Annotated in this window: 22 protein-coding genes; 10 read left to right on the plus strand and 12 right to left on the minus strand. The window is 72.9% G+C overall.

The genetic code is table 11. From position 1 onward, the window contains the following. Positions 1 to 42: 42 nt before the first annotated feature. The 7 genes from ACFYV5_RS03005 to ACFYV5_RS03035 form a co-directional block, all read right to left on the minus strand. Positions 43 to 513 carry an RICIN domain-containing protein gene (locus tag ACFYV5_RS03005; protein WP_389163600.1) on the minus strand — a complete coding sequence of 157 codons (471 nt, stop codon included), beginning with the start codon at positions 511 to 513 and terminating at the stop codon, positions 43 to 45. Between the two features lie 77 nt (positions 514 to 590). Beyond that, positions 591 to 1,385: an aldo/keto reductase gene (locus ACFYV5_RS03010; RefSeq protein WP_355116325.1), complete on the minus strand. Its 795-nt coding sequence runs from the start codon at positions 1,383 to 1,385 to the stop codon at positions 591 to 593. A 100-nt stretch (positions 1,386 to 1,485) separates the two neighbouring features. After that, positions 1,486 to 2,268 (minus strand): ABC transporter ATP-binding protein, encoded by a 783-nt coding sequence (locus ACFYV5_RS03015; RefSeq protein ID WP_355116285.1) that lies wholly within the window; start codon positions 2,266 to 2,268, stop codon positions 1,486 to 1,488. Next, complete coding sequence (locus tag ACFYV5_RS03020) at positions 2,265 to 5,303, minus strand: ATP-binding cassette domain-containing protein (RefSeq protein WP_389163605.1); 3,039 nt, start codon at positions 5,301 to 5,303, stop codon at positions 2,265 to 2,267. Before ACFYV5_RS03020 ends, ACFYV5_RS03015 begins: the two co-directional genes overlap by 4 nt. A gap of 10 nt (positions 5,304 to 5,313) precedes the next feature. Beyond that, complete coding sequence (locus ACFYV5_RS03025; protein ID WP_389163608.1) at positions 5,314 to 6,573, minus strand: ABC transporter substrate-binding protein; 1,260 nt, start codon at positions 6,571 to 6,573, stop codon at positions 5,314 to 5,316. 113 nt (positions 6,574 to 6,686) lie between these two features. Then, positions 6,687 to 8,516 (minus strand): AMP-dependent synthetase/ligase, encoded by a 1,830-nt coding sequence (locus ACFYV5_RS03030; protein ID WP_389163610.1) that lies wholly within the window; start codon positions 8,514 to 8,516, stop codon positions 6,687 to 6,689. Between the two features lie 265 nt (positions 8,517 to 8,781). Next, positions 8,782 to 9,648: a LysR substrate-binding domain-containing protein gene (locus ACFYV5_RS03035; protein WP_389163613.1), complete on the minus strand. Its 867-nt coding sequence runs from the start codon at positions 9,646 to 9,648 to the stop codon at positions 8,782 to 8,784. 167 nt (positions 9,649 to 9,815) lie between these two features. Between ACFYV5_RS03035 and ACFYV5_RS03040 the strand changes: the two genes are divergently transcribed. From ACFYV5_RS03040 to ACFYV5_RS03050, 3 genes are all read left to right on the plus strand, one after another. Then, the gene (locus ACFYV5_RS03040) at positions 9,816 to 10,844 is read left to right on the plus strand and encodes a bile acid:sodium symporter family protein (protein WP_389163616.1); all 1,029 of its coding nucleotides are present in this window, start codon (positions 9,816 to 9,818) and stop codon (positions 10,842 to 10,844) included. Between the two features lie 201 nt (positions 10,845 to 11,045). After that, entirely contained in the window at positions 11,046 to 11,567 is a 522-nt protein-coding gene (locus ACFYV5_RS03045) for an isochorismatase family protein (protein ID WP_389163618.1), read from the plus strand. After that, a complete protein-coding gene (locus ACFYV5_RS03050) occupies positions 11,564 to 11,947 on the plus strand; it encodes a (2Fe-2S) ferredoxin domain-containing protein (protein ID WP_355116272.1) in 384 nt (127 codons plus the stop codon). The genes ACFYV5_RS03045 and ACFYV5_RS03050 overlap by 4 nt, the downstream gene beginning before the upstream one ends. Before the next feature lie 75 nt (positions 11,948 to 12,022). Here ACFYV5_RS03050 and fdhD read toward each other — a convergent pair whose 3' ends face one another. Genes fdhD through ACFYV5_RS03075 form a run of 5 tightly spaced genes read right to left on the minus strand, consistent with a single transcriptional unit; the run spans position 12,023 to position 18,965 of the window. Beyond that, positions 12,023 to 12,871 (minus strand): formate dehydrogenase accessory sulfurtransferase FdhD, encoded by an 849-nt coding sequence (fdhD, locus tag ACFYV5_RS03055; RefSeq protein ID WP_355116025.1) that lies wholly within the window; start codon positions 12,869 to 12,871, stop codon positions 12,023 to 12,025. Positions 12,872 to 12,876: 5 nt separating this feature from the next. Next, entirely contained in the window at positions 12,877 to 13,794 is a 918-nt protein-coding gene (locus ACFYV5_RS03060) for a 2Fe-2S iron-sulfur cluster-binding protein (RefSeq protein WP_389163622.1), read from the minus strand. After that, positions 13,733 to 16,078 carry an NADH-ubiquinone oxidoreductase-F iron-sulfur binding region domain-containing protein gene (locus tag ACFYV5_RS03065; RefSeq protein WP_389163625.1) on the minus strand — a complete coding sequence of 782 codons (2,346 nt, stop codon included), beginning with the start codon at positions 16,076 to 16,078 and terminating at the stop codon, positions 13,733 to 13,735. The genes ACFYV5_RS03060 and ACFYV5_RS03065 overlap by 62 nt, the downstream gene beginning before the upstream one ends. Beyond that, the gene (locus tag ACFYV5_RS03070; RefSeq protein WP_389163628.1) at positions 16,078 to 17,991 is read right to left on the minus strand and encodes a molybdopterin oxidoreductase family protein; all 1,914 of its coding nucleotides are present in this window, start codon (positions 17,989 to 17,991) and stop codon (positions 16,078 to 16,080) included. The genes ACFYV5_RS03065 and ACFYV5_RS03070 overlap by 1 nt, the downstream gene beginning before the upstream one ends. Then, on the minus strand, positions 17,988 to 18,965 hold the full coding sequence (locus ACFYV5_RS03075) for a 2-dehydropantoate 2-reductase (protein WP_355116018.1): 978 nt from the start codon (positions 18,963 to 18,965) through the stop codon (positions 17,988 to 17,990). The genes ACFYV5_RS03070 and ACFYV5_RS03075 overlap by 4 nt, the downstream gene beginning before the upstream one ends. Positions 18,966 to 19,246: 281 nt before the next feature. On the opposite strand from ACFYV5_RS03075, the gene ACFYV5_RS03080 reads away from it, so the two are divergent. From ACFYV5_RS03080 to ACFYV5_RS03110, 7 genes are all read left to right on the plus strand, one after another. Continuing rightward, the gene (locus ACFYV5_RS03080) at positions 19,247 to 20,194 is read left to right on the plus strand and encodes a beta-ketoacyl-ACP synthase III (protein ID WP_355116016.1); all 948 of its coding nucleotides are present in this window, start codon (positions 19,247 to 19,249) and stop codon (positions 20,192 to 20,194) included. 145 nt (positions 20,195 to 20,339) lie between these two features. After that, a complete protein-coding gene (locus ACFYV5_RS03085; protein ID WP_355116014.1) occupies positions 20,340 to 21,017 on the plus strand; it encodes a GntR family transcriptional regulator in 678 nt (225 codons plus the stop codon). A 98-nt stretch (positions 21,018 to 21,115) separates the two neighbouring features. Next, a complete protein-coding gene (locus ACFYV5_RS03090) occupies positions 21,116 to 21,838 on the plus strand; it encodes a hypothetical protein (protein ID WP_389163633.1) in 723 nt (240 codons plus the stop codon). A gap of 93 nt (positions 21,839 to 21,931) precedes the next feature. Continuing rightward, positions 21,932 to 22,585 carry a class F sortase gene (locus ACFYV5_RS03095; RefSeq protein WP_389163636.1) on the plus strand — a complete coding sequence of 218 codons (654 nt, stop codon included), beginning with the start codon at positions 21,932 to 21,934 and terminating at the stop codon, positions 22,583 to 22,585. Between the two features lie 168 nt (positions 22,586 to 22,753). After that, positions 22,754 to 23,935: an ROK family protein gene (locus ACFYV5_RS03100; RefSeq protein ID WP_389163638.1), complete on the plus strand. Its 1,182-nt coding sequence runs from the start codon at positions 22,754 to 22,756 to the stop codon at positions 23,933 to 23,935. 129 nt (positions 23,936 to 24,064) lie between these two features. Continuing rightward, positions 24,065 to 25,585 carry a sugar ABC transporter ATP-binding protein gene (locus tag ACFYV5_RS03105; protein ID WP_355116006.1) on the plus strand — a complete coding sequence of 507 codons (1,521 nt, stop codon included), beginning with the start codon at positions 24,065 to 24,067 and terminating at the stop codon, positions 25,583 to 25,585. Beyond that, the gene (locus ACFYV5_RS03110; protein ID WP_389163642.1) at positions 25,582 to 26,589 is read left to right on the plus strand and encodes an ABC transporter permease; all 1,008 of its coding nucleotides are present in this window, start codon (positions 25,582 to 25,584) and stop codon (positions 26,587 to 26,589) included. Before ACFYV5_RS03105 ends, ACFYV5_RS03110 begins: the two co-directional genes overlap by 4 nt. The last annotated feature ends 49 nt before the right edge of the window (positions 26,590 to 26,638 follow it).

Raw genomic sequence — 26,638 nt, forward strand, 5'->3', positions numbered from 1 at the left:
GCGGGACGGCGGACGTATGGGTCCGCCACACACCGACCGGCCTCAGGGAGTGATGACCGGCTCCAACTGCCACCACTGCGAGGGCGAGTCGGTGTCCTCCCACTGCCGGACGTTGGCGCCGTCGTCCATTGAGCCGTCCTCGACCTCCAGGAGCAGGCCGCTGATGAAGCTCACCAGCGCGACCGTCCCGGGTGACTGGAGGTCCTGCTCGATGATCCACTCCTGGGCGCCGAAGTTGTTCGCCTTCCACTGCTGGACGTTGGCGCCGTTCTCCGTCGAGGCGTTCGCCACGTCGAGCCGTTTGCCGCCGGCCGCGTTGACCAGGTGGTAGAGGCCGCTGCCGTTCGGCACGGCCGTGATGTGCCAGTGCTGGCCGGGCGATCCGTTCTCCTTGCCCTGCTGCACGTTGGCGCCGCTACGCGTCGAGCCCTGGTACACCTCCAGGAGCAGCCCGCTGGCCACGTTCCGTACCCGGTAGAGGCCCTCGTAGACCGGTGCCGGCGAACCGCTCACGCTCCGTACTCCTTGTCCGTAGTGACCCCGAGGCATGCGAGAGGGCCGGCCCGGTGCCGGGCCGGCCCTCCGTGCGCTCAGGCGCCGACGCGGAACTCGGCCGGGTCCGGCCCGAGGCGCCGGTTCTCGTCGAGGACGGCGATCGCGGCCATGTCCTCGGCGTCCAGCTCGAAGTCGAACACGTCGATGTTCTCCCGGATACGGGACGGCGTCACCGACTTCGGGATGACCACGTTCCCCGTCTGCAGGTGCCAGCGCAGCACCACCTGGGCCGGGGTGCGGCCGTGCTTCTGCGCGACGGCGACGATCGCCGGGACCTCCAGGAGGCCCTTGCCCTGGCCCAGCGGTGACCACGCCTCGGTGGCGATGCCGTGCGCGGCGTGGGCCTCGCGCGAGGCCGACTGCTGCAGATGCGGGTGGAGCTCGATCTGGTTGACGGCGGGGACGACCGAGGTCGCGCCGATCAGCCGCTCCAGGTGCTCCGGGAGGAAGTTGGAGACGCCGATCGCCTTCGCCCGGCCGTCGGCGTAGATCTTCTCGAACGCCCGGTACGTGTCGACGTAGGCGTCCTTCGACGGCACCGGCCAGTGGATCAGGTACAGGTCGACGTAGTCCAGGCCCAGCTTGTCGAGGGAGGCGTCGAAGGCCCGCAGGGTCGAGTCGTGGCCCTGCTCGCTGTTCCACAGCTTGGTGGTGACGAACAGCTCCTCGCGGGCGATGCCGGACGCGGCGATCGCCTTGCCGGTGCCCGTCTCGTTCTCGTAGATCGCGGCGGTGTCGATCGAGCGGTAACCCGCCTCCAGCGCCGTGGTCACCGCCCGCGTCGCCTCGTCGTCCGGCACCTGCCAGACGCCGAAACCGAGCTGCGGCATCTCCACGCCGTTGTTCAGGGTGAGGGAAGGGACCTTGTTGTCCGTGCTCACGTGCGGTCGATCCTTACGTCGTCGGGTGGTACTCCCAGGGACAACGATCTCAGATCTCCCCGCATTCCGCGGTGTGCCCCGGCACATCCGGAACACCACCGCCGGGCGTGCCGGAAGCCGTGCCGAGATAGGCCTCCCGTACGGCGGGGTCGGCGCGGACCTCCGCGGCGGTCCCCTCGGCCAGGACCCCGCCGAGGTCCAGGACCACGACGCGCGAGCACAGCTCCATCACGAAGGCCACGTTGTGCTCGACGAGCAGCACCGCGCAGTTCTCCTCCTCCGCCATGTGGCGGACGACGGCGGCGAGTTGGCGGCGCTCCTCGGCGGTCGTGCCGGAGGCCGGCTCGTCGAGGAGGAGCACCCGGGGCGGGTCGGCGAGGGCGCGGGCGAGTTCCACCATGCGGGCCTGCCCGACGGGCAGCGCGCCCGCGTACGACTCCGCGAGCGCGTCGAGCCCGCACTCACGGAGCACGGCGGCGGCCCGCTCCCGGTGGCGACGCGCGCCCGGTCGCCAGTCCTGGGCCACCACCAGGTTGTCGGCCACCGTCAACTGCCCGAAGAGCTGCTGGCGCTGGAAGGTCCGGCGGATGCCGTGGCGGGCCCGCCACACGGGGGAGCGGCGCGTGATGTCCTCTCCCGCGAACGTGACGCTCCCGCCGTCCGGCCGCCGGATCCCGGACAGGACGTCGAAGAGCGTGGTCTTGCCGGCCCCGTTCGGCCCGATGAGCCCGCAGACCTCACCGGGACGTACGGAGACCGTCACGTCGCGCAGGGCACGGACGCCGCCGAAGCGGACGTCGATCCCGGACGCGTGGAGCAGCGCACTTGTCATCGGCGGGCTCCCGTCCCCAGGTAGGCCTCGGCGAGCCGGTCCGTGTCCACCTCGGAGCGCGGCCCGGACCAGGCGATCTCGCCCTGCGAGAGATACGCGACGGTGTCGGCGATACCGAGCACCTCCGCCGCCTTCTCCTCCACCAGGAGCAGCGCCGTGCCGCTCGCCCGCAACTCGGTGAGGACGCGGAAGACCTCGTCCACGACACGGGGCGCGAGCCCGAGGGAGGGCTCGTCGGCGACGAGGACGGCGGGCGGGCGCTGCAGCAGCGGGGCGAGCGCGAGGAGTTGCTGCTCGCCGCCGGAGAGGGAGCCGGCGGGGACGGAGCGACGGGCGGCGAGCGCGGGGAAACGCGCGTACACGGCGTCGCGGTCCTCGGGCGCGGGCAGCTGCAGGGCCAGGTTCTCCTCGATGGAGAGCCCCGCGAAGATCCCCCGCCCCTCGGGCGCGAGCCGCACCCCGCGCCGTGCCCGTACGACGGCCGTGTCGCGGGCGGCGTCCTCCCCTCGCACGCGTACCAGCCCTTCGGCGGGCCGAAGGAGCCCTGCGGCCACCCGGCACAGGGTGGACTTCCCGGCCCCGTTGGGCCCGAGCAGCACCAGCGTCTCCCCGGCGCGCACCGCGAGGTCCACCCCGTGCAGCACGGGCGCCCCGCCGTACCCGGCGTGGACTCCGCTCACCTCGAGCGCGAGCGCGGCGTCGCTCGGTCCGTTGTGCGATCGGGGGGCCGCGGGGCCACCGGCCTCCAGGTCGAGTGCCGCGTCGCCCGGCCCGCCGGCCGAGCCGGGGCCCGCGGCCCTCCCGTCGGTGACGCGCGGATTCGTCGTCCGCGACCCGCGGGGCGGGGGTGGCCCGCCGGCTGCCCGGGCGGTGGCACCCACGAAGCCGGCCCCGCCCGGGACCGGCGCCTCTGCTCGGTCCGGGGCGGACTCGGCGGGACTTGCGGCCGCGCCCTGCGGCGCGTGCGCGTGGTCCGGGGTGGACTCGGGCGTGCCCCGCGGCGCGAAGCCGCCGACCTCCGGGGGCCGGGGGCCCTGCCGCCGGTCAAGCTCCCCGGGGGTGCCGGGGTGTGCCCCGGGCTTCGGGACCGGGAGGCGCGGGGGAACGGCCCCGGGTACGGGCGCCCGCGCCGCCCTCCGCGCCGCCCGGCGGGACGGCCACGCCGCGCAGTAGCCGTCCGGGTCGTTCGCGAGGGCCAGGCCCGCCAGGCCGAAAAGGATCACCGGCAGGTGCGCGGACTCCGTCACGTACGTCGCCATCAGATGCGGGACCACCGCGAAGACCAGCCCGGCCACCACCGCGAACTGCGGTCGCCGCACCCCCGCGGCGACCACGACCGCCAGCCACACCAGGCCCGTCATCGCCGTGAAGTCCGTCGCCGTGATCCGCGTGTTGTACGAGGCGTACAGCACGCCCCCGAAGCCCGCGAGGCCCGCCGAGACCGCGAAGACCAGCAGCTTCGTCCGTACCACCGACACCCCGGACGCCGCCGCGGCCTCCGGCGCCGAGCGGACCGCGAGCACGGCCCGGCCCCATCGGGAGTCGCGCAGCAGGGTCAGCAGCCACACGGCCGCCCCGCACAGCAGCACCAGCGCGACCCCCAGCGCCCGGTCGTCGCCCAGGTCCACCGGGCCGAGGACGGGGCGCGGGATCTCCCACCCCGTGTCCCCGTTGCGAAGCCACCCCACCTGGAAGAGCACCTGGTCCGCCAGGAACGCGAGGGCCAGCGTGGCCAGCGCCAGGGACCGGCCGCCGAGCCGCAGCGCGGGCAGCGCGACCACCGCGCCGAGCAGAGCGGCCGCGGCCGTGCCGACCGCCGCCGCGGCCACGAAGGGCCAGCCGCGGCTCATCAGCAGCCCCGCCACCAGCGCCGCCCCGGTCACGAACGTCGCCTGGGCGAGCGACACCATCGCTCCGAGGCCCGTGACCACGGTGAACGACATGAAGACCAGACCGATGGCCAGGCCCTGCGCCAGGATCCCGCTCCAGAACGGCGTGGTGACCGTGTAGAAGGCCGTGGCGAGGAGCGCTCCCGCGACGGCCCACACGCCCCAGCGGCGCCCCCAGCCCTTCCCGGCGAGATAGTCGACCGGTGGCGGGTCCGCGGCGGCCGTTCCCGCCGCGCGTCGGCGCTGCGCCAGGACGACGAGCCCGCCGAAGAGGATCAGGAACGGCACCGCCGTACGGAAGCCGGTGATGTCCTCCGCGAACGACGCGTACCCCGCCACCAGGTTCTGCAGCACCCCGAGCCCGAGCCCGCCCGCGAACGCGAGCGGCACCGACACGAAGCGCCCGAGCACCGCCGCGGTCGCGGAGACGAAGAGGAAGAGCGTGTAGTCGTGGGCGGAGAGGCCGAGGAGCGGGGTCGCGAGGACCCCGGCGAGGCCCGCGAGACCCGACGACAGCATCCAGGCGATCGAGGACAACCGGTCGGCGCTGATGCCCCGCAGCTCCGTGAGCGAGCGGTTGTCGACGGCCGCGCGCAGCTGGAGCCCGAGGCGGGTGTGCCGCATCAGCACCCACAGTCCGGCCGCCACGAGCGCCGTCGCGACCCAGGTGATCAGCTGGTCGGAGTCGATGCCGACGCCGTCCAGGGGCTGCCAGGACACCGCCGGGCTCGGTCCGACGCCCGGCAGCCCGAACTGGTTCTCGGCGGGCTGGACCGGGGCGCCGGCCCGCTCCAGGAGATCGACCACCCATAGCCCGGCCGCCGGCAGCGCGACCAGCAGGCCGATCGTGGCCACGATCTGCGCCGTCTCGCCGACCCGGGCCAGCTTGCGGAACATCAGCCGGTCCAGGCCCCAGCCGAGCGCGGGCGCGACGAGACACACGAGCAGCAGGGCCGTCGGCACGGCGGGCCAGCCGAAGCCGGAGTGGAGCTCGTAGAACGCCAGCGCGCAGAGATAGGCGGTGGCGCCGTGCGCGAAGTTGAAGAGTCCGGAGGCGGAGTACGAGAGCACGAGCCCGGTCGCGAGCAGCGCGTACAGCGCGCCCGAGACCAGACCGCTCAAGCCGAAGCCCAGCAGATCACCCACGACGACGCGCCTATCCGAAGGGGATCGGCGGGTAGCACCTGAACGGCACCGCCACCTCGTAGCGCCCGTTCTTCAGCCGGACGAGCGCGCCGCAGCCGAAGCTCTCCTTCTGCCCCTTGGGCTCGGCGCGGTCGCCCACCAGCGTTCCGGTGTCGGAGAAGCCGTCCGCCGCCTTCTGGAAGGACTCGACGGTCAGGTCCTTGCCCGCCTTCGCGGCGATGGCGAGGAAGAGGTCGGCCGACATGTAGCCGGTGACCATGTGCATGTTGAGGGGGATCTCCCTGCCGCCCGACGCCTTCCTGATGTCCGTCTTGAACTGCCGCATCGCGGGGCTGTCCGCCTCGAACGGCTGGAACTGCAGCAGCACGTGCACCCCGTCGAGCGCCTGCCGCGTCGCGTCCTTCGCGAGCAGCCCGGGGTCGTAGTCGGTCGGGTCCGAGATCACCCCCTTGTACCCCGCACGCTTGAGCGCCGTGAACAGGCCGATGTTGTACGGGGTCTGCATCACGGACACGACGGCGTCGGGCGCCCTGCCGCCGGGGCCCGAGCGGAGGATCTCCTTCGTGTAGGCCGACCAGTCGCTGGGCATCGAGGTCGCGGGCACCGCCGCCTTGGCGTACGCGACCCGGAAGCCGGCGGCCTTGAATCCCTGGGTGAAGGTGCGGATGCCGAACTTTCCGGCGTCGTTGTCGCCGGCGATCAGCGCCACCGACGTGCCCCGCGCGCCGCCGAGGACGGTGGCGAGCCCCTCGGGCCAGGTCTGGTTGAGGGTGCCGCCCGGGGTCGGGACGAGGCAGCCGTTGAAGCCGTAGATGTACTTCGGGCCGCAGAACGAGGGGAGCGTGCCCCAGCCGACGGTGGGCACCTTCTGGCCGTTCAGGAAGTCGGCTCCGGCGAAGGTGACCGAGCTCATGGGGGAGACGGCGAAGACCTTGTCCTGCTGGACGAGCTTGCGGGCCGCCGCCAGGTTCCTGGCCGGGTCCTGGCCGTCGTCCTCGGCGCCCAGGTAGTCGATCCTGCGGCCGTTGACCCCGCCCTCGGCGTTGGCCCGGTCGTAGCGCGCCCTGGCCCCGAGGTCGGTGTCCTTCTTGGAGTAGCCGCTCGCGGTCGTCATGGAGACGATGCCGCCGACCTTGATCGCGTCGGCGGTGACTCCGCGTGCGGATGAGCCGGGCTTCTCCGAACTCCCTCCGGTGGAAGCCGCGTTGCAGGCTGTGGCGAGGAGCAGGGCCGCTGTGGCGGCGGCGAGGGTGCGGATCGGTCGCGACACGGTCGGTCGTCCCTCCGTCGGGTGACCGCATTCTGTGACCGAGCTGATGAACCGTCAATAACTGATGCCGCGTCAATTGATGATGCGTCAGATAGACTTGACGGTGGCTTCGTTCAGCCGTACAGCGCCTCGACCTCTGCCGCGTACGCCTTCTCGATCGCCTTCCGCTTCAGCTTGAGCGAGGGGGTGAGCAGCCCGTGCTCCTCGCTGAACGGATGGGCCAGTATCCGGAAGGTGCGGATGGACTCGGCCTGCGAGACCAGGGTGTTGGCCGCCACCACCGCCCGCCGGATCTCCATCTCCAGGCTCGGGTCCCGCACCAGCTCCGTCGGCGGCAGCGGCGCCCGCCCCTGCATCGCCAGCCAGTGCTCCACCGCCTCCTGATCCATCGTCACCAGGGCGGCGATGTACGGCCGGTCATTGCCGACCACGATGCACTGCGCGATCAGCGGATGTGACCGTACCCGCTCCTCGAGGCCGGCCGGCGACACGCTCTTGCCGCTCGTGGTCACCAGGATCTCCTTCTTACGCCCCGTGATCGTCAGATAGCCGTCCTCGTCCAGCATCCCCAGATCCCCGGTGGCCAGCCAGCCGTCATTGAGAACGGCGGCCGTGGCCTGCGGGTTGTTGAGGTACCCGGAGAAGATCTGGCCGCCGTGCAGCCACACCTCCCCGTCCTCGGCGATGTGCACGGTCGTGCCCGGGATCGGCTGCCCGACCGTCCCGTACTTGGTGCGCTCCGGCGGGTTCGCGGTCGCGGCCGCCGAGGACTCCGTGAGGCCGTACCCCTCGAACACCGTCACCCCGGCGCCCTCGAAGAAGAGCCCCAGCCGCCGGTCCATGCCCGAGCCGCCCGACATCGCGTGCCGGACCCGCCCGCCCATGGCGTCGCGGACCTTCGCGTACACCACCTTCTCGAAGAACTGGTGCTGCATCCGCAGCCCCGCCGAGGGGCCGGGGCCGAGTCCGAAGGCCTTGTGCTCCATCGCCTCGGCGTACTTCACCGCCACCTCGGCCGCTTTGTCGAAGGGTCCCACCTTGCCCGCGCTCTCCGCCTTCCGGCGGGCCGCGTGGAAGACCTTCTCGAAGACGTACGGCACCGCCAGGATGAACGTCGGCCGGAAGCTGGCGAGGTCCGGCAGCAGCGCGGACGCCGCGAGCGCCGGCTGATGTCCCAGCTTCACCCCGCTCAGGATCGCCGCCACCTCCACCATCCGCCCGAAGACATGCGCCAGCGGGAGGAAGAGCAGGGTCGAGGCCTCGTCGCCCGGCTTGGAGTGGAAGACCGGCTCCCAGCGGCCGGTCAGCATGGCCGTCTCGAACATGAAGTTGGAGTGCGTGATGACGCAGCCCTTGGGGCGGCCCGTGGTGCCCGAGGTGTAGATGATCGTCGCCACGGACTCGGGCGTCACCGCCCGCCGGTGCCGCTGCACGACGTCCTCGTCGATGTCCGCGCCCGCCGCGAACAGCTCGGCGACCGCACCCTCACCCGAGTCCAGCTGCCAGAGCCGCTGGAGCCGCGGCAGCCGGTCGATCACCGAACCGATCGTCATGGCGTGGTCCTCGTGCTCCACCACGCAGGCGGTGACCTCGGCGTCGTGCAGCATCCAGTAGACCTGCTCGGCGGAGGAGGTCGGGTAGATCGGCACCGACTGCGCGCCCAGCGTCCACAGCGCGAAGTCGAACAGCGTCCATTCGTAACGGGTCCTGGCCATGATGGCGACCCGGTCGCCGAACCGTACGCCGTGCGCGATCAGCCCCTTCGCGAGCGCGAGCACCTCGTCCCGGAACTGCGCGGACGTCACGTCCCGCCACTGGCCGGCGGCGTTCTTACGGCCGAGCGCGACCCGGTGCGGCGTCTGCTCGGCATGGTCGAACACGGCGTCCGCCAGACCGCCGACCTGAGGCGCCGCCTCGACGGGCGGCACGGTGAACTCCCGCAATGACCTGCTCCTCGCACGCTCGTTGTCGCGCTCCGTACGGCGCGGGTGACGGTACCCCACCCGACCGACGGACGGGAGGGCCTTCACCAAGCCGGGACATCGGTCGTTCTCACAGGTCAGGGGAGGGGGAGGGGGTAAGCGCGGGGTGGCCGCGGGTCGTTACTGACTGGCGAGTAAGCAGGGCGGGCCGGAATCTCCACGGAATCTGTACCGCCCGCTCACGAACAGGGCGGAAGCCGGTGGTGCCGGGGCGCGGGGGGCGGCGTCAGCGCGGTCGCTGCAGCCGGTCGCCGCCCGCCAGGATCGCCGACGCCAGGGCGTCGGCCGCCTCCTGGGACGACCCGCGCCGTCGGCCCTTGCGCAGCACGAAGTCGACCTCGCCCAGGTCGGGCAGGTCCGCCCGGGCCGGCAGCCGCGCCAGGCCGGGCGGCACCAGGCCACGGGTGTGGGCCATGACGCCGAGCCCGGCACGGGCTGCCGCGATGTTGGCGCTCAGGCTGCTGCTCGTACAGGCGATCCGCCACGCGCGCCCCTGCGCCTCCAGGGCCTCGAGGGCCCGGGCGCGGGTGATGCCGGGCGGCGGGAAGACGATCAGCGGAACCGGCCGGTCGGGGTCCAGGCGCAGCCGCGGGGCGCCGATCCAGATCAGCGAGTCCTGCCAGACCAGCTCGCCTCCGCTCTCCTCGGCGCGCCGCTTGGCGAGGATGAGGTCCAGACGGCCCGCCTCCAGCCGGGCGTTCAGCGTCCCGGACAGCTCGACCGTCAGCTCCAGGTCCACTTCGGGGTGCTCGCGCCGGAACGACTCCAGGATCTCGGGCAGCCGGGTCACCACGAAGTCCTCCGAGGCGCCGAAGCGCAGCGGCCCGCGCAGCCGGGTCCCGGTGAAGAAGGCGGCGGCCCGCTCATGGGCCTGCAGGATCGTCCGGGCGAAGCCGAGCATCGCCTCGCCGTCCTCCGTCAACTCCACGGCGTGGGTGTCCCGGGTGAACAGCGGACGCCCGGTGGCGTCCTCCAGACGCCGTACGTGCTGGCTCACGGTGGACTGGCGCACCCCCAGCCGACGCGCGGCCTGCGTGAAGCTCAGCGTCTGGGCGACCGCGAGAAAGGTCCGGAGCTGGGAGGGTTCGTACACGTTCCGAGACTAACGCGCGTTCATCATGATTCATGATGACAGTGAGAGCCCTGTACGGGATTCCCGATGTCCGCGCGAGGGAGCAGGATGGGGAGGGCACGACCCCACCCCGTTCCTGATTCCGAACCCCGACCCCCGACCGCCGAGCGCGCAGAGCAGTGGAGCACATGAGCCGCCGTACGACCCTCCTGCCGTCCTGGCTGCCGATCGACCCGTACATCCTGGCGCTGCTCGGCACGGTCGGTCTCGCGGCTCTCCTGCCCGCCTCGGGCGCCGCCGCCACGGTCGCCGACGGGGCCTCGACGGCGGCCATCGCCCTGCTGTTCTTCCTCTACGGCGCCCGGCTCTCCACCAGGGAGGCGCTCGACGGCCTCAAGCACTGGCGGCTCCACCTCACGGTCCTCGCCTGCACCTTCCTCGTCTTCCCGCTCCTGGGGCTCGCGGCGAAGGGGCTGGTACCGGCCGTTCTCACCCCCTCGCTCCACAGCGGACTGCTCTTCCTCTGCCTGGTGCCCTCCACCATCCAGTCCTCGATCGCCTTCACCTCGATCGCGCGCGGGAACGTGCCCGCGGCGATCTGCGCGGGCTCCTTCTCCTCCCTCGCCGGGATCGTCCTCACCCCGCTGCTCGCGGCCGTCCTGATCGGCGGCGGCGCGGGCGGCTTCTCGGCCGACGCGCTGCTGAAGATCGTGCTCCAGCTCCTGGTGCCGTTCGTCGCGGGGCAGGTGCTGCGCCGCTGGGTCGGGGGGTTTCTGGCCCGGAAGAAGAAGGTGCTGGGGTACGTCGACCGGGGCTCGATCCTGCTCGTCGTGTACACGGCCTTCAGCCACGGCATGGTCGCCGGGATCTGGCACCAGGTGACCCCGGCGCGGCTGGGAATGCTGCTCGCCGTCGAGGCGGTCCTGCTCGCGGTGATGCTTGCACTGACCTGGTACGGGGCGAAGCGGCTCGGCTTCGACCGGGCGGACCGGATCGCCATCCAGTTCGCCGGCTCGAAGAAGAGCCTGGCGGCGGGGCTGCCGATGGCGAGCGTGCTGTTCGGAGCGCAGGCCTCGCTCGCCGTTCTGCCGCTGATGCTCTTCCATCAGATGCAGCTGCTGGTCTGCGCGGTCCTCGCGAAGCGCCGCTCCCAGGACCCGGAGGCGACCGCACCGGCCCAGGCCGCACCGGCCGAGGCCGCGCCGGCCCGAGGCTGACCCGACGGCCGGTCGCGGCGGGCGCGCGGCCCGGTCCGTTCCGGCTCGGCGCCACCACAGTCTCCGTGCGACCGTTCACTGTGCGCGGCCCACACCCGCGCCCGGCCCGGCCCGTGTCGGCTTCGCGCCCCCTGCCGCTCGTTGGCGGGATCACATCCCCACCCCCGCCGGGAAGATCACGGAGCCCGCTACCGTGCTCCCATGCCCGCACTTGATCCCGGCCGCACCGCGCTCGTTCTCGTCGATCTGATGGAGCGCATCGTCGCGCTGCCCCTCGCACCCCGCCCCGGAGGCGACGTCGTCGTCGCCGCGACCCGGCTCGCCGAGCGCTTCCGGGCCGTCGGCGCGCCCGTCGTCCACATCAGGGTGGAGCGGCCGAACGTCGCGTCCCAGCCGTCCGGGAGCGAGCTGGTTCCCTCCCTCGTCCACGCGGGCGACCACGTCGTCGTCAAACGGACCATCGGCGGCTTCCAGGACACCGGACTCCACGAGCTCCTCGCCCGACACTCCGTCACCACCGTCGTGTTCGGCGGCATCGCCACGAACCTCGGCGTCGAGTCCACCGCCCGTGCGGCCTGCGACCTCGGCTACGAGCCGGTCTTCGCCGAGGACGCCATGACCGCCTTCACCGCCGACGAGCACCACGCCTCGGTCACGCTCGACTTCCCGCGCCTCGGCACGGTCGCTGCCGTCTCCGAGATCACCCTGGAAGGGCCGGCGTGACGCCTGTTCCGATACGTTACGGCGCCCGCCCCTGCTCCCTCGTCGTCTGCCGGGGCTGCTGCTGCGGCGACGCCCGCAAGAACCCCGGCATCGACCACGCCGGCCAGCTCGCCCGTCTCCGCGAGGCCGCGGCGGCCTCCGGTGGCCGGCTGTCCGTCCGTACGAGCGACTGCCTCGGCCCCTGCGCCCAGGCGAACGTCGTCGTGGTCCAGCCCTCCACCGAGGGCCGTCGGCGCGGCGGCCGGGCCGCGTGGATCGGCTTCACCGTGGACGACGACTGCCTCGACGACATCCTCGCCTGGACCGCCGCGGGCGGCCCGGGCATCGCCGCACCCCCGGCCACCCTCACCCTCCAGATGATCGACCCCCCGAAGAACTAGGGGCGCGGGACCGGCCGGCGCAGGGGGCGCTCCCCGCCGGCCGGCGGCCCGACCCGTGCGGCGGGCGGCCCCGGGTCACGCCCGGGAGGCCGCGGCCCCGAGGGCGATCCGGTGCTCGCCCGCGTACACGTTCATGTCCGGCCCGCGCAGGAAACCCACCAGCGTCAGGCCCGTCTCCACGGCCAGGTCCACCGCCAGCGAGGACGGCGCCGAGACCGCCGCGAGCACCGGGATGCCCGCCATCACCGCCTTCTGGGCCAGCTCGAACGAGGCCCGGCCCGAGACCAGCAGCACCGCCCGCTCCAGCGGCAGCCGCCCCTCGTTCAGGGCCCGGCCCACCAGCTTGTCCACGGCGTTGTGGCGCCCCACGTCCTCGCGTACGTCGAGCAGCTCGCCGTCCTCCGAGAAGAGCGCCGCCGCGTGCAGCCCCCCGGTCCGGTCGAAGACCCGCTGCGCGGCCCTCAGCCGGTCGGGGAGGCGGGCGAGCAGCCCGGGCGTGAGCCGGACCGGGGGTGCGTCCGCGATCGGGAAGCGGGCCGTGGTCCGTACGGCGTCCAGGCTGGCCTTGCCGCACAGCCCGCACGACGAGGTCGTGTAGACGTTCCGCTCCAGGGTGATGTCCGGGACGGGGACACCGGGCGCCAGCTGCACGTCCACCACGTTGTACGTGTTCGTGCCGTCGGCCGTGGCGCCCGCGCAGTACACGATGTTCCGTACGTCCGAGGCGGCGCCGAGCACCCCCTCGCTGACCAGGAACCCGGCGGCGAGCGCGAAGTCGTCCCCGGGCGTGCGCATCGTGATCGCGAGCGGCCGGCCGTTCAGCCGGATCTCCAGCGGCTCCTCGGCCACCAGCGTGTCCGGCCGCTCGTTCACGGTCTCGCCGCGGATCCGCAGGACCCGTCGCCGCTCGGTCACCCGTCCCATGATCGCTACACCCGATTCTGTACGTGCTGGAAGCCGAAGCGGCCCTTGATGCAGAGGTTGCCGTGGGTCACCGGGTTGTCGTGCGGGGAGGTGACCTTGACGATCTCATTGTCCTGCACGTGCAGGGTGAGATTGCAGCCCACTCCGCAGTACGCGCAGACCGTCGTCGTCTCCGTCTGCGCCCCCTCGTCCCAGGTGCCGTCCGCCCGCATGTCGAACTCGCGCTTGAAGCTCAGCGCGCCCGTCGGACAGACCTCGATGCAGTTCCCGCAGTACACGCAGGCGGACTCGGTGAGCGGCCCGTCGTGCTCGACGGCGATCCGGGCGTCGAAGCCGCGGCCCGTGACGGAGATCGCGAAGGAGTTCTGCCACTGCTCGCCGCACGCGTCGACGCACTTGTAGCAGAGGATGCACTTGTCGTAGTCCCGCACGTAGAGGTCGTTGTCGATCCGCGGCTCCTCGCCGAGGCGGCGGGCCTCCGGGCCGAAGCGGTCGGGCTCCGCCCCGTACTCCTTGATCCACTCGGCGGCGCGCGGTGTCGTCGAGAGGTCGACGGAGGAGGCCAGCAGCTCCAGGACGATCTTCCGGCTGTGGCGGGTGCGCTCGGTGTCGCTACGGACGACCATGCCGGGCTCGGCGCGGCGCGAGCAGGCCGGGGCGAGGGTCCGGGCGCCCTCGACCTCGACCACGCACACCCGGCAGGCGTTCTTCGGGGTGAGCGTGTCGCCGTGGCAGAGCGTCGGCACGTCCGTACCGGCGGCACGGCAGGCGTCGAGGATCGTGGCGCCCTCGGGGACGCGTACGAGGGCGCCGTCGAGGGTGAACTCGAGGAGGCGGCGGGGCGGGGCGAGCGGAACCCGGTCATGTGTAGACCCCCAGACGGTCGATGGCGGACTCGACGGCGTTCCACGCGGTCTGGCCAAGACCGCAGATCGAGGCGTCGCGCAGGGCCTGGCCGACCTCGCGCAGCAGGGCGATGTCATCGGCCGCCGCCGCGCCCGTACGGTCCTTGACGCGGTGCAGCGCCTCCTCCTGCCGGACCGTGCCCACCCGGCAGGGCACGCACTGGCCGCAGGACTCGTCCCGGAAGAACTCGGCGATGCGCAGCAGGATCCGGGGCAGGTCCACGGACCCGTCGAGGACGAGGACGACTCCGGAGCCGAGGGTGGTGCCGGCGGCCCTGGTCCCCTCGAAGGTCAGCGGGATGTCCAGCTCGTCGGGGCGGACGAAGCCGCCGGCCGCCCCGCCGAGCAGGACCGCGCGCAGCGTGTCCGGACGTCCGGCGAGGTCGAGGAGCTCGCCGAGGGTGATGCCGAACGGGAGCTCGTACACGCCGGGGCGGTCGACGTTGCCCGAGACGCAGAAGAGCTTGGTCTCGGTGGCGCGGAAGGCCTCGGCGCCGCGGGTGAGGATCGGCAGGACGTTGACGAGGGTCTCGACGTTGTTGGCGGCGGTGGGTTTGCCGAAGAGTCCCTTCTCGACGGGGAAGGGTGGCTTGGAGCGGGGCTCACCGCGGTATCCCTCGATGGAGTTGAAGAGGGCGGTCTCCTCGCCGCAGATGTACGCGCCCGCGCCGCGCCGGATCTCGATGTCGAAGGCGAAACCGCTGCCGAGGACGTCGTCGCCGAGCAGTCCGCGGGCGCGCGCCTCGTCGATCGCGTGGGCGAGTCGCTCATGGGCGCGGGGATACTCGCCGCGGATGTAGAGGTATCCCCGGTCGGCGCCCACGGCGTAGCCGGCGACGGTCATCGCCTCGACGAGCGCGTACGGGTCGCCCTCCATGAGCACGCGGTCCTTGAACGTGCCGGGCTCGGACTCGTCGGCGTTGCAGACGACGTAGTGGGGGGCGTCGGGCTGCGACGCCGTCGCCTGCCACTTCCGCCCGGTCGGGAAGGCGGCCCCGCCCCGGCCGACGAGCCCGGACTCGGTGACCTCCCGGATCACCCCGGCGGGCCCGAGCGCGAACGCCCGCCGCAGCGCGGCGTATCCGCCGTGCGCGCGGTAGTCGTCGACACTGCCCGGATCGACGACGCCGACGCGCGCGAGGAGGGGGAGCCCCGCCTGCCCGGCCTGGGGGACCGCCATGACGGCGGCCACCTCGGGCGCGGCGGCCTCGGGGTCGCGGACGGCGTACGCCAACTCCGCCGCCGTCGCCGGCGCGATCACGGCGGCGAGCCGCGTGCGGGGAGCACCCGGCGCGAGCGGCGGGGCCGCGGACGCGCCCGGTGCCGCCGGTCCGGCCGCTGTGACCGGCGCGCCCGGTGTCGCCGGTCCCGATGATCCCTCCGCTGCCGCCGGGCCCCCCGGGGTCACCGGATGCGCGGCGGGCCCGTCGCCCCGGGTCGTGCCTCCCGGGGCGACGGAGTTCACGGTGTGCGGGGCGGTCGGGGCCTCCCCGCTGAGGGCGCCGAGCAACGACCGCCTGGGCCCGGCCCCCGCCCCGGGTACGCCCACGGCCACCCCGCCGACCCGCGCCGCGGAGTCGCCGCTTCCGACGCCGTCGGCGGTTGGTCCGGCTGTCGGTGGGTCGGCGGTCTGGCCCCCGCTCGGGGCGGGGTCGGCCGTCCGGCCGACCCGCGCGACGGAGTCGGCGCTTCCTACGCCGTCGGCGGTTGGTGGGTCGGCGGTCCGACCCCCGCTCGGGGCGGGGTCGGCCGTCCGGCCGTCCCGTGCCGAGGAGTCGCCGTGTTCCGGCTCGCGGGCGAGGGGCTGGCTCCCGTCCTGGGCGGGTTCCACTCCCGCCCGTGTCAGCAGCGCCGCCGGGGCCCGTTCGCACAGGCCCAGGCAGGGGCTCGGTGCGAAGGTGACGCCCCGCGCCGTCAGGCCGGACGTCAGCGCGCCCGCGCCCCGTGCCGCGCAGGCCAGGTCCGTGCAGACGTGGAGGAGCTGCGCCGGGCGGGGGCGTACCGCGAACATCGAGTAGAACGTCGCCACCCCGTACGCCTCCGCCGGGGGCACCGTCAGCCGGCGGCACAGATAGTTCAGGCCCCCCTCGCTGATCCAGCCCACCCGGTCGTTGAGCGCGTGCAGGCCCGGCAGCAGCAGGTCCCGGCGCTCCCGGGCCTCCCGCCCGCCCCGCGCCCATCGCAGATCCGCCGGCGAGCGGTCGTCCGCCCCTTCCCACGCCGACTCCGGCGGGCCCAGGAGCGCGTCCACCGCCTCCCGCTCCTCGTCCGTCGGCTTGCTGTCACCGAAGCGCAGATCCATCAGCGGCCCACCCTCTCGATCCGTATCGCCGACGCCTTGAACTCCGCTGTGCCCGCGATCGGGCAGTTCGCCTCGATCGTCAGCTGGTTGGTGTCGACCTCGTCCGGGAAGTGCATCGTCATGAAGGCGAGCCCCGGCCGCAGCGCGGGATCCACCCACACGGGCGCCACCACGGACCCCCGCCGCGAGGACACCCGGACCTCCTGGCCCACCGCGACCCCGTACCGCTCCGCGTCCTCCGGGCACAGCTCCACGTACTCCCCCCGCCGCAGCGGGGAGGCGAAACTTCCGCTCTGCACACCGGTGTTGTACGAGTCGAGGCGCCGCCCGGTCGTCAGCCGGATCGGATACTCCTCGTCCGTGACGTCGACCGGCGGATCGTGCCGGACGATCCCGAACGGCGCGCGCATGCCCCGCCTTTCCGGGTCCGCCTCCCACAACCGGCCGTGCAGGAAGGACGGTTCGATCCTCTCCAGGTCCGGGCACGGCCACTGAATGCCCTGATGGGCCTCCAGCCGGTCGTACGTCATGCCCCAGTGGTCCGGCGACAGGGCCCGCAGCTCGTTCCAGACGGCCTCCGCGTCCGGATACGTCCACTCCTCGTGGCCGAGCCGGCGCGCGAGCTCGCAGATGATGTCGATGTCCTCGCGCGCCTCACCCGGCGGCCGCACCGCCTTCCGTACCCGCTGCACGCGCCGCTCGCTGTTGGTGGTCGTGCCCTCCGTCTCGCACCACGCGGCCGTCGCGGGCAGCACCACGTCCGCGAACTCGGCCGTCCTGGTCAGGAAGATGTCCTGCACCACCAGGCAGTCCAGCTTCGCGAGCCGCTCCATCGCCTGCCCGCTGTCCGCCTCCGACTGCGCCGGGTTCTCGCCGATGCAGTACACGGCCCGCAGCTCGCCGCTCTCCATCGCCTCGAACATCTCGGTCAGCGTCCGCCCGTACCGCGGCTGGATCTCCGCGCCCCAGAAGGACGCGAACTTCTCACGCACCCCCGCGTCGAGGATGTCCTGGAAGCCGGGCAGCCGGTTCGGGATCGCGCCCATGTCCCCGCCGCCCTGCACGTTGTTCTGCCCGCGCAGCGGCTGCACCCCGGAGCCGTACCGGCCCACGTGCCCCGTGAGCAGCGCCAGATTGATCAGCGCGCGGACGTTGTCGGTGCCGTTGTGGTGCTCGGTGATGCCGAGCGTCCAGCACAGCTGGGCCCGGTCCGCCCGGGCGAAGGCATGGGCCAGCTCCCGGATCGCGGCGGCCGGCACGCCCGTCACCTTCGACGCGGCCGTCAACGTCCACGGCTCGACCAGGGCCCGGTACTCCTCGAAGCCACTGGTCGCGCGCTCGACGAACGCCTTGTTGTGGAGGCCCGCGTGGATGATCTCGCGGCCGATGGCGTGCGCGAGCGGGATGTCGGTGCCGACGTCGAGCCCGAGCCAGCCCTCGGCCCACTCGGCGGTCGAGGTGCGGCGCGGATCGACCGCGTACATCCGCGCCCCGTTCCGTATCCCCTTCAGTACGTGCTGGAAGAAGATCGGATGCGCGAAACGGGCGTTGGAGCCCCACATCACGATCACATCGGTGTGCTCGATCTCCTCGTACGAGGAGGTGCCGCCGCCCGAGCCGAAGACGGCGGACAGGCCGGCGACGCTGGGCGCGTGACAGGTCCGGTTGCAGGAGTCGACGTCGTTGGTGCCCATCACCACGCGCGCGAACTTCTGCGCCACGTAGTTCATCTCGTTGGTCGCGCGGGCGCAGGAGAACATCCCGAACGCGCCCCGGGCCGCCCGGAAGCCGGCGGCCGCCCGGTCCAGGGCCTCGTCCCAGCTCGCCCGCCGCAGCGGCCCGCCCTTCTCGTCCCGCACGAGGGGGTGGGTGAGCCGGGTGTACGTCGTCGGTGTGCCGTCTCTCTTCTTCATGCGGTGCTCCTGGACTGGGTCGCGAGCAGATCCGACAGGGCATGGACGGTACGGAGCGTCGGCACCGGTACGTGGGTGATGTCCGCGAGCTCCACCACGGCCGCGAGGAGGACGTCCAGCTCGAGCGGTCTGCCGCGCTCCAGGTCCTGGAGGGTGGAGGTGCGGTGGTCGCCGACCCGTTCCGCCCCGGCGAGCCGGCGCTCGACGGAGATGTCGGGGCGGCAGCCGAGGGCCGCGGCGACGGCCAGGGTCTCGTGCATCATCAGCTCGATCACCTGCCGCGTACCGCCGTGCAGGCACATCTCGCGCATCGTCGCCCGGGAGAGGGCGCTGATGGGGTTGAAGGAGATGTTGCCGAGCAGCTTGATCCAGATGTCGTGGCGCAGCTCCGGCTCGACGGGGCACTTCAGGCCCCCGGCGCGCATCGCCTCGGCGAACACCTCGCAGCGCTCGGACGCCGAGCGGTCGGGCTCGCCGATCGAGAACCGGGTTCCTTCGAGATGGCGGACGACCCCCGGGCCGCTGAGCTCGGTCGCCGCGTAGACGACACAGCCGATCGCCCGCTCGGGGGCGAGGACGGCGGAGACGGCGCCGCCGGGGTCGACGCTCTCGACGCGATGGCCGTCGTGCGGGCCCCCGTGCCGGTGGAAGTACCACCAGGGGATGCCGTTCTGGGCGGCGACCACCGCCGTGGTGTCGTGCAGGAGCGGCGCGACGAGCGGCCCGCACGCCGCGTACGCGTGGGCCTTCAGGCCCAGGAAGACATAGTCGACGGGGCCGACGTCGGCCGGGTCGTCGGTGGCGTGCACCCGGGCGGTGAAATCGCCGCGCGGGCTCTCGACCCGTACGCCGTGCTGCCTCATGGCCGCGAGATGCGGTCCACGGGCGATCAGATGGACGTCGGCGCCGGCGCGGTCGAGCGCGGCTCCGACGTAGGCGCCGATCGCACCGGCGCCGAGGACTGCGACCTTCACGTGCGGGTCTCCGTTCGGTTGAGGGAACCGCGAGGGACCGGACAGGAGGAGAAAGGAGGACAGGAGTTCACTGTGTCGACGAAATATTGTCTACAGTATGGAAGAGAGAGCGGCAAGGGGTCGCGGCACGGCCGGGTCGGCCCGCGTTGTCATGGTCTCCCAACACCTACGTGCGAATGTTGGTGGTTTACGTGCCCGGTTACCCATCAGTCGCTGGCGAGACTGGGGAGTTCCTGCTTCCGCATCACCACGCGCCACATGAACCCAAGGGGGTCCCGGGCATGACGGGCACTCGTATCGCCGCGCTCGGGCACTACCAGCCCGCCAAGGTACTCACCAACCACGACCTGGCCGCCCTCGTCGACACCAGCGACGAGTGGATCAGCAGCCGGGTCGGCATCAGGACGCGCCACATGGCCGGTCCGGACGAGCCGGTCGACGAGCTCGCCGCGCACGCGGCGGGCAAGGCCCTCGCCGCCGCCGGCCTCGGCCCCGACGACATCGACCTGGTCCTCGTCGCGACCTCCACGGCGATCGACCGCTCGCCCAACACCGCGGCCCGTGTCGCCGCCCGGCTCGGGATGACCTCGCCCGCCACCATGGACCTCAACGTGGTGTGCGCCGGCTTCACCCACGCCCTCGCCACCGCCGACCACGCGATCAGGGCCGGCGGCTCCCGGCGCGCCCTGGTCATCGGCGCGGACAAGATGACCGAGGTGACGGACTGGACCGACCGCACGACCTGCGTCCTCGTCGGCGACGGCGCGGGCGCGGCGATCGTCGAGGCGGCCGGGGAGGGCGCGGAGCCCGGCATCGGGCCGGTGCTGTGGGGCTCGGTCCCGGAGATGGGCCACGCCGTGCGCATCGAGGGAACCCCGCCGCGCTTCGCGCAGGAGGGCCAGTCCGTCTACCGCTGGGCCACTCAGCGGCTGCCCGCCCTCGCCCGCCAGGCGTGCGAGCGGTCGGGGCTCGCGCCGGAGGACCTGGCGGGTGTCGTGCTGCATCAGGCCAACCTGCGGATCATCGAGCCGCTCGCGGCGAAGATCGGCGCGGTCAACGCGATCGTCGCCCGTGACGTCGTCGAGTCCGGGAACACCTCGGCCGCCTCGATCCCGCTGGCGCTGGCCAAGCTGGTCGAGCGCGGTGAACTTCCCTCCGGCGCCCCGACCCTCCTCTTCGGCTTCGGCGGCAACCTCTCGTACGCGGGCCAGGTCGTACGGGTCCCCTAGCGAGGGCGGGGCCTGCTCGGAGCGGGGCGCGTTTCGGCCGGGGACGCGGCGGAGCGCATGGCTGGACATCGGCGTCGGTAGACTGTAGACGATAGCCAATCCGCGTCGACCACGCCGATCGCGACGGCGAGCCGAGGGGGCCGCGATGTTGTCCGCAGGACTGCCGCAAGGAGCCGTACCCAGGCTGGAGCGGCCCGGGCCGCTGCGCGACCGGGTCTACGAAGCGCTCCTTGAGCTCATCACCACGCGTGCCCTGCGCCCCGGTCAGCACCTGGTCGAGAGCGAGCTCGCCGGCCACCTCGGGGTCTCGCGACAGCCGGTGCGCGAGGCGCTCCAGCGGCTGAACACCGAGGGCTGGGTGGATCTGCGGCCGGCGCAGGGCGCCTTCGTCCACGAGCCCACCGACGCGGAGGCCGACCAGCTCCTCTCCGTCCGTACGCTCCTGGAGGCGGAGGCCGCCCGGCTCGCCGCCGCGAACTCCGGCTCCGCCGGGATCGCCGCCCTGGAGGAGCTGTGCGCGCGGGGCGAGCAGGCGGTGGCGGACGACGACGTCGACCTCGCCGTGGCGACCAACGCGGCCTTCCACGCCAAGGTCATGGAACTGGCGGGCAACCTCGTGCTGTCCGAGCTGGCCGGCCAGGTCGACCGCCGCGTCCGGTGGTACTACACGCCGGTCGCGCGGCAGCGCGGGAAGCAGTCCTGGAAGGAGCACCGGGAGCTGATCGACGCGATCGCGGCGCGCGACGAGGCGCGGGCGACCACGATCATGCGCGCCCACACGGAGCACACCCGCACGACGTACCGCGAACACAGCCAGGGCTGACCCGTTCGGCGGAGCCCGGTGGCGAGGGCCCGAGGGCGGCCCTAGCTTCGGACGGGTCGAGGGACATCTCTCTCATCCGACCGGGAGGATCGACCGCCATGCGCGCGATACGCGGTGCCGCCACGGCCCTGCTCGCCACCGCCGCCCTCTGCCTGGCCGCGCCGACGGCCGCCGCGGGCGACGACGACCCGTGGGGCGAGGGCGAGGGCGAGGGCGCGGGCGCGGGCGTGGCCGAGGGCACCGGCGACGGCGCCGGTCACACCATCACGTCGTTCGGCTTCTCGGTCTCGCCGGAGACGGTCGCCCCCGGTGGCACGGTCACACTGAAGTCCGACGGCTGCGAGGTCCCGACCGTCACCGTCACCTCCGGAGTCTTCGACACCGTCACCCTCGAGGAGGGCCGCGCCGGCACCGCCAAGGTCGACGTCGACGCGAAGGCCGGCGCCGAGTACCCGGTGACGTTCGACTGCAAGGGCGAGAAGGGCACCGCACCCCTCACCATCGCGGGCGGTCACCAGACGGGTGGCCAGTCCACGGGTGGCCAGTCCACGGGAGGCCACGAGACGGGTGGCCATCAGACCGGTGGTCAGTCCACGGGCGGCGGCCACGAGACCGGTGGCCAGCCCACGGGCGGCGGCCACGAGACCGGTGGCCACACCGCCCCCGACGTCGGCGCGCACAAGGGCGTCAAGGCCGGCTTCGGTGGCGGGGCCGACGCCATGGGCACCACCGAGGTCGTCGCCGGAACCGCCCTCATCGCGGGGGCGCTCGGCGCGGGCGGCGTCCTGCTGCTACGCCGCCGCGCGGACGACCGCGCCTGAAACGGCTCCTCGGCCCCGGGGTGACGAGGTCCGGGGCGGAGGAGCGCCACGTACGGGCACCATCACGTACAGCGGGAACCGGGAGCACACATCGTGCAGGGGTCGAGCGGGCCGGGTGGGTCGTCCAGGCGCGGCGCGTGGGGCGTCGTGATCGTCGTCCTGCTCATGGGCATCCATCTTGTGCGGGGCGGTACGGAGGAGTGGCGAACCGGAGGGCCCCCGCAGCCGCTCGCCGCCGCGGCCCCCGACCGCGCCGCCCACGTCGCCCCCGGGACCGTCCCCGCTCCGTTGCCCGCCTCCCGCCCCGTACGCGTCCGCATCCCGGCCCTCCGTGTCGACGCTCCCGTCACGGGCGTCGGCCTCGACGCCGACGGGTGGATCGACACCCCGCCCGCACACGAGAAGAACCTCGCCGGCTGGTTCACGGGCGCCGTCACCCCCGGCGAGCGGGGCACCGCCGTCGTCGTCGGGCACGCCGACACCCCGGACGGGCGGGCCGTCTTCTTCGACCTCGGCGCGCTGAACAAGGGTCATCGCGTCGAGATCGCCCGCACGGACGGCAGGACGGCGGTCTTCTCCGTGTACGGCATCGAGGTCGTGCCGAAGGACGGTTTCCCCGCCGAGCGGATCTACAAATCCGGCGCTCTGCCCGAGCTGCGCGTCCTCACCTGCGGGGGAGGCTTCTCGGAGCGGCGGGGTTACGACGGCAACGTCGTCGTCTCCGCCCGCCTGGTCGAGGTGCGCTGACCTCCGGCCCCCCGGACGCGGCCCGACGGGCTTTGTCCTCACTCAGGAAAAAGTCTGCACGGATTGCTGCGCGACTTCTTCCCACCGTCGGACGCCACTGCTACGTTCCCCTCGAAAGCTCGACGGAGAGCCCGACGTACGTCATCAGGGGAGGGGCGCGTGAGACGCATGACGGCACGACCTGCCAACGCGCACCAGGCGCGTCTGCTCCGGCTGTTGCGCGACGGAGGACCCAACTCCCGCGCCCAGCTGGGCGATCAGATCGACCTCTCCCGCTCCAAGCTCGCCGTCGAGGTCGACCGGCTCCTCGAGACCGGTCTCGTCGTCGCGGACGGCCTCGCCGCCTCCCGCGGCGGCCGTCGTTCGCACAACATCAGGCTCGCTCCCGAACTCCGCTTCCTCGGCATCGACATCGGTGCCACGTCCATCGACGTGGCCGTCACCAACGCCGAGTTGGAGGTGCTCGGGCATCTCAACCACCCGATGGACGTCCGCGAAGGGCCCGTCGCGGTCTTCGAACAGGCCCTCTCGATGGCGGCCAAGCTGCGGGCCTCCGGGCTCGCCGAAGGCTTCGACGGGGCCGGCATCGGCGTCCCCGGCCCGGTCCGCTTCCCCGAGGGCATCCCGGTCGCACCCCCGATCATGCCCGGCTGGGACGGCTTCCCCGTACGGGAGGCGCTCAGCCAGGAACTCGGCTGTCCGGTCATGGTCGACAACGACGTGAACCTGATGGCCATGGGGGAGCAGCACGCGGGCGTCGCCCGCTCGGTCGGCGACTTCCTCTGCGTCAAGATCGGTACCGGCATCGGCTGCGGCATCGTCGTCGGCGGTCACGTCTACCGCGGTACGACGGGCAGCGCCGGCGACATCGGCCACATCCAGGTGGAACCGGACGGTCGCGCCTGCGCGTGCGGCAACAAGGGCTGCCTGGAGGCCCACTTCAGCGGCGCCGCCCTGGCCCACGACGCCGAGGACGCGGCGCGCGCGGGCAGGTCGGACGAGCTCGCCGGACGCCTCGCGGCGGCAGGCCGGCTCACGGCGATCGACGTCGCCGCCGCGGCCGCCGCGGGCGACGCCACCGCCCTCGCCCTCATCCGCGAGGGCGGCAACCGGGTCGGGCAGGTCATCGCCGGACTCGTCAGCTTCTTCAATCCCGGTCTGGTGGTGATCGGCGGCGGGGTCACCGGCCTCGGTCACAACCTCCTTGCCAGTGTCCGCACCCAGGTCTACCGCCAGTCGCTGCCGCTGGCCACCGGCAACCTCCCGATCGTGCTCGGCGAGTTGGGCCCGGCGGCCGGAGTCATCGGCGCGGCCCGCCTCATCAGCGACCACCTCTTCTCCCCGGCGTAGCCCGTCACCGGTGGTCCGTGCCCACCCGTACGCCGAAGCGGTACGGGAGCACGCACCACCCACCGGCCCGCACCGGTCGTCACCACCTCAGCGCCAGCATGCCCCGCACCCGCCGAGGGGATCTCCGTCATGCCACAGGAACACCCGCCCCTGCTCACCATGTCCGCCATCACCAAGTCCTTCCCCGGCGTCCGCGCCCTCGACGGCGTCGACCTCGAGGTCGCCCCCGGCGAGGTCCACTGCCTCCTCGGCCAGAACGGCGCCGGCAAGTCCACCCTCATCAAGGTCCTCGCCGGCGCCCACCAGCCCGACGGCGGCCGGATCACCTGGCGCGGCGCCCCCGTCCACCTCCGCTCCCCGATCGCCGCCATGCGCCTCGGCATCGCCACCATCTACCAGGAACTCGACCTGGTCGAAGGGCTCTCCGTCGCCGAGAACGTCCACCTCGGCCACGAACCCACCACGGCCGGCTTCGTCGTCCACGGCCGCGCCGCCAGGGCCTCCACGTCCGTGCTCCTCGAGCGGCTCGGCCATCCCGAGATCGACCCGGCCCGCCTCGTCGGCGAACTCTCCGCCGCACAGCGGCAGATCGTCTCGATGGCCCGCGCCCTCTCGCACGACGTCCGCCTCATCGTCATGGACGAGCCGTCGGCCGCCCTCGACCCCGACGAGGTCGACAACCTGTTCCGTATCGTCGCCGACCTCACCGCGGACGGCGTGGCGGTCGTCTACATCTCCCACCGTCTGGAGGAGATCCGGCGCATCGGCGACCGGGTCACCGTCCTCAAGGACGGCCGGGCCGTGGCCGGCGGGCTGCCCGCCGCCTCGACCCCGACCCGGGACATCGTCGCCCTGATGACCGGCCGCAACGTCGAGTACGTCTTCCCGCCACGCCCCGCCGAACCCTCGGCCGCCGCCCCCGTCCTCCAGGTCCAAGGTCTGTCCCGAGAGGGCGAGTTCGACCCCGTCGACCTCGAACTGCGGCCCGGCGAGATCGTCGGCCTCGCCGGCCTGGTCGGCTCGGGCCGCTCCGAGATCCTGGAGACGATCTACGGTGCCCGGAAGGCCACCGCCGGCCGGGTCGTCGTCGACGGCCGCACCCTGCGCCCCGGCAGCGTCCGTGACGCCGTCCGCGCCGGGCTCGGCCTCGCCCCCGAGGAACGCAAGGCCCAGGGACTGCTGATGCTGGAGTCCGTCACCCGGAACGTGTCCGTCTCCACGCTCGCCCGGTTCTCGCGCGCCGGCTGGATCGACCGTCACGCCGAACGCGAGGCCGCCCGGACCGCCACCCGGGAGCTCTCCCTCAGACCCGACGACCCCGACGCCCGGATCCGTACCCTCTCCGGCGGAAACCAGCAGAAGGCCGTGCTCGCGCGATGGCTGCTGCGCGGCTGCCGCGTCCTGCTGCTCGACGAGCCGACACGGGGCGTCGACGTCGGAGCCCGCGCCGAGCTCTACGCCGTCATCCGCCGCCTCGCCGACGACGGCCTCGCCGTCCTCCTCGTGTCGAGCGAAGTGCCCGAAGTCCTGGGCCTCGCCGACCGCGTCCTGGTGCTCAAAGAGGGGCGTGTCGTCCACACGGCACCCGCCCGCGAGCTCGACGAACACCGCGTACTCGACCTCGTGATGGAAGGGAGCCCCACGTCATGACGCTGTCCACCGCCAAGAACACCAAGGCGCCTGTGCGGGAGGGCGGTCGGCGCCCGCTCGGGCTCAGGGCCGATGTCCGCAACCTCTCGCTGCTCGGGGTGCTCGCCGTCCTCGTCGCCGTCGGCGGCTTCACCAAGCCGGCGGAGTTCCTCAGCTCCTCCAACCTCCAGCTCGTGCTGACCCAGGCCTCCGTGATCGGGGTCGTCACCGTCGGCATGACCTTCGTCATCACCAGCGGCGGCATCGACCTCTCCGTCGGCGCGATCGTCGCCCTCGCCTCGGTGTGGGCGACCACGCTCGCCACCCAGGAGTACGGCTTCGCCGGCATCCTCTTCACGGCCGTCGTCGTGGGGCTGAGCTGCGGACTCGTGAACGGGCTGCTCATCGCGTACGGCGGGCTGGTGCCGTTCATCGCGACCCTCGCCATGCTCGCCTCGGCCCGCGGACTCGCCCTGCAGATCACCGACGGCCGCACGCAGATCGTGACCGTCGACTCCGTCCTCGACCTCGGCGTTCCCGACGCCTACATCCTCGGCATCCCGCCGCTGGTGCTCGTCTTCGCGGCCGTCACCGTCGTCGGCTGGCTGATCCTCAACCGGACCACCTTCGGCCGCCGCACGGTCGCCGTCGGCGGCAACGCGGAGGCCGCCCGCCTCGCCGGCATCGACGTACGGCGCCAGCGCCTCTACCTCTATCTGCTCTCCGGACTGTGCTGCGGCATCGCGGCCTTCCTGCTGATCATCCTGTCCGGCTCCGGCCAGAACACCAACGGCAACCTGTACGAACTCGACGCCATCGCCGCGGCCATCATCGGCGGCACCCTGCTCACCGGCGGCCGCGGCACCATCGTCGGCTCCGTCCTCGGTGTCCTCGTCTTCACCACGATCACCAACATCTTCGCGCTCAACAACCTGCAGAGCGACGTCCAGCAGATCGCCAAGGGCGCGATCATCGTCGCCGCCGTCCTGGTCCAGCGCCGCACCGCGCGCCACGGCGAGGCCTGACCGCCGGCCTCGTCAGCCCCCGCACCTCCCTCACCCCCCCGAAGGGATC

It is taken from the genome of Streptomyces sp. NPDC003035, assembly GCF_042888285.1.
Lineage (GTDB): Bacteria > Actinomycetota > Actinomycetes > Streptomycetales > Streptomycetaceae > Streptomyces.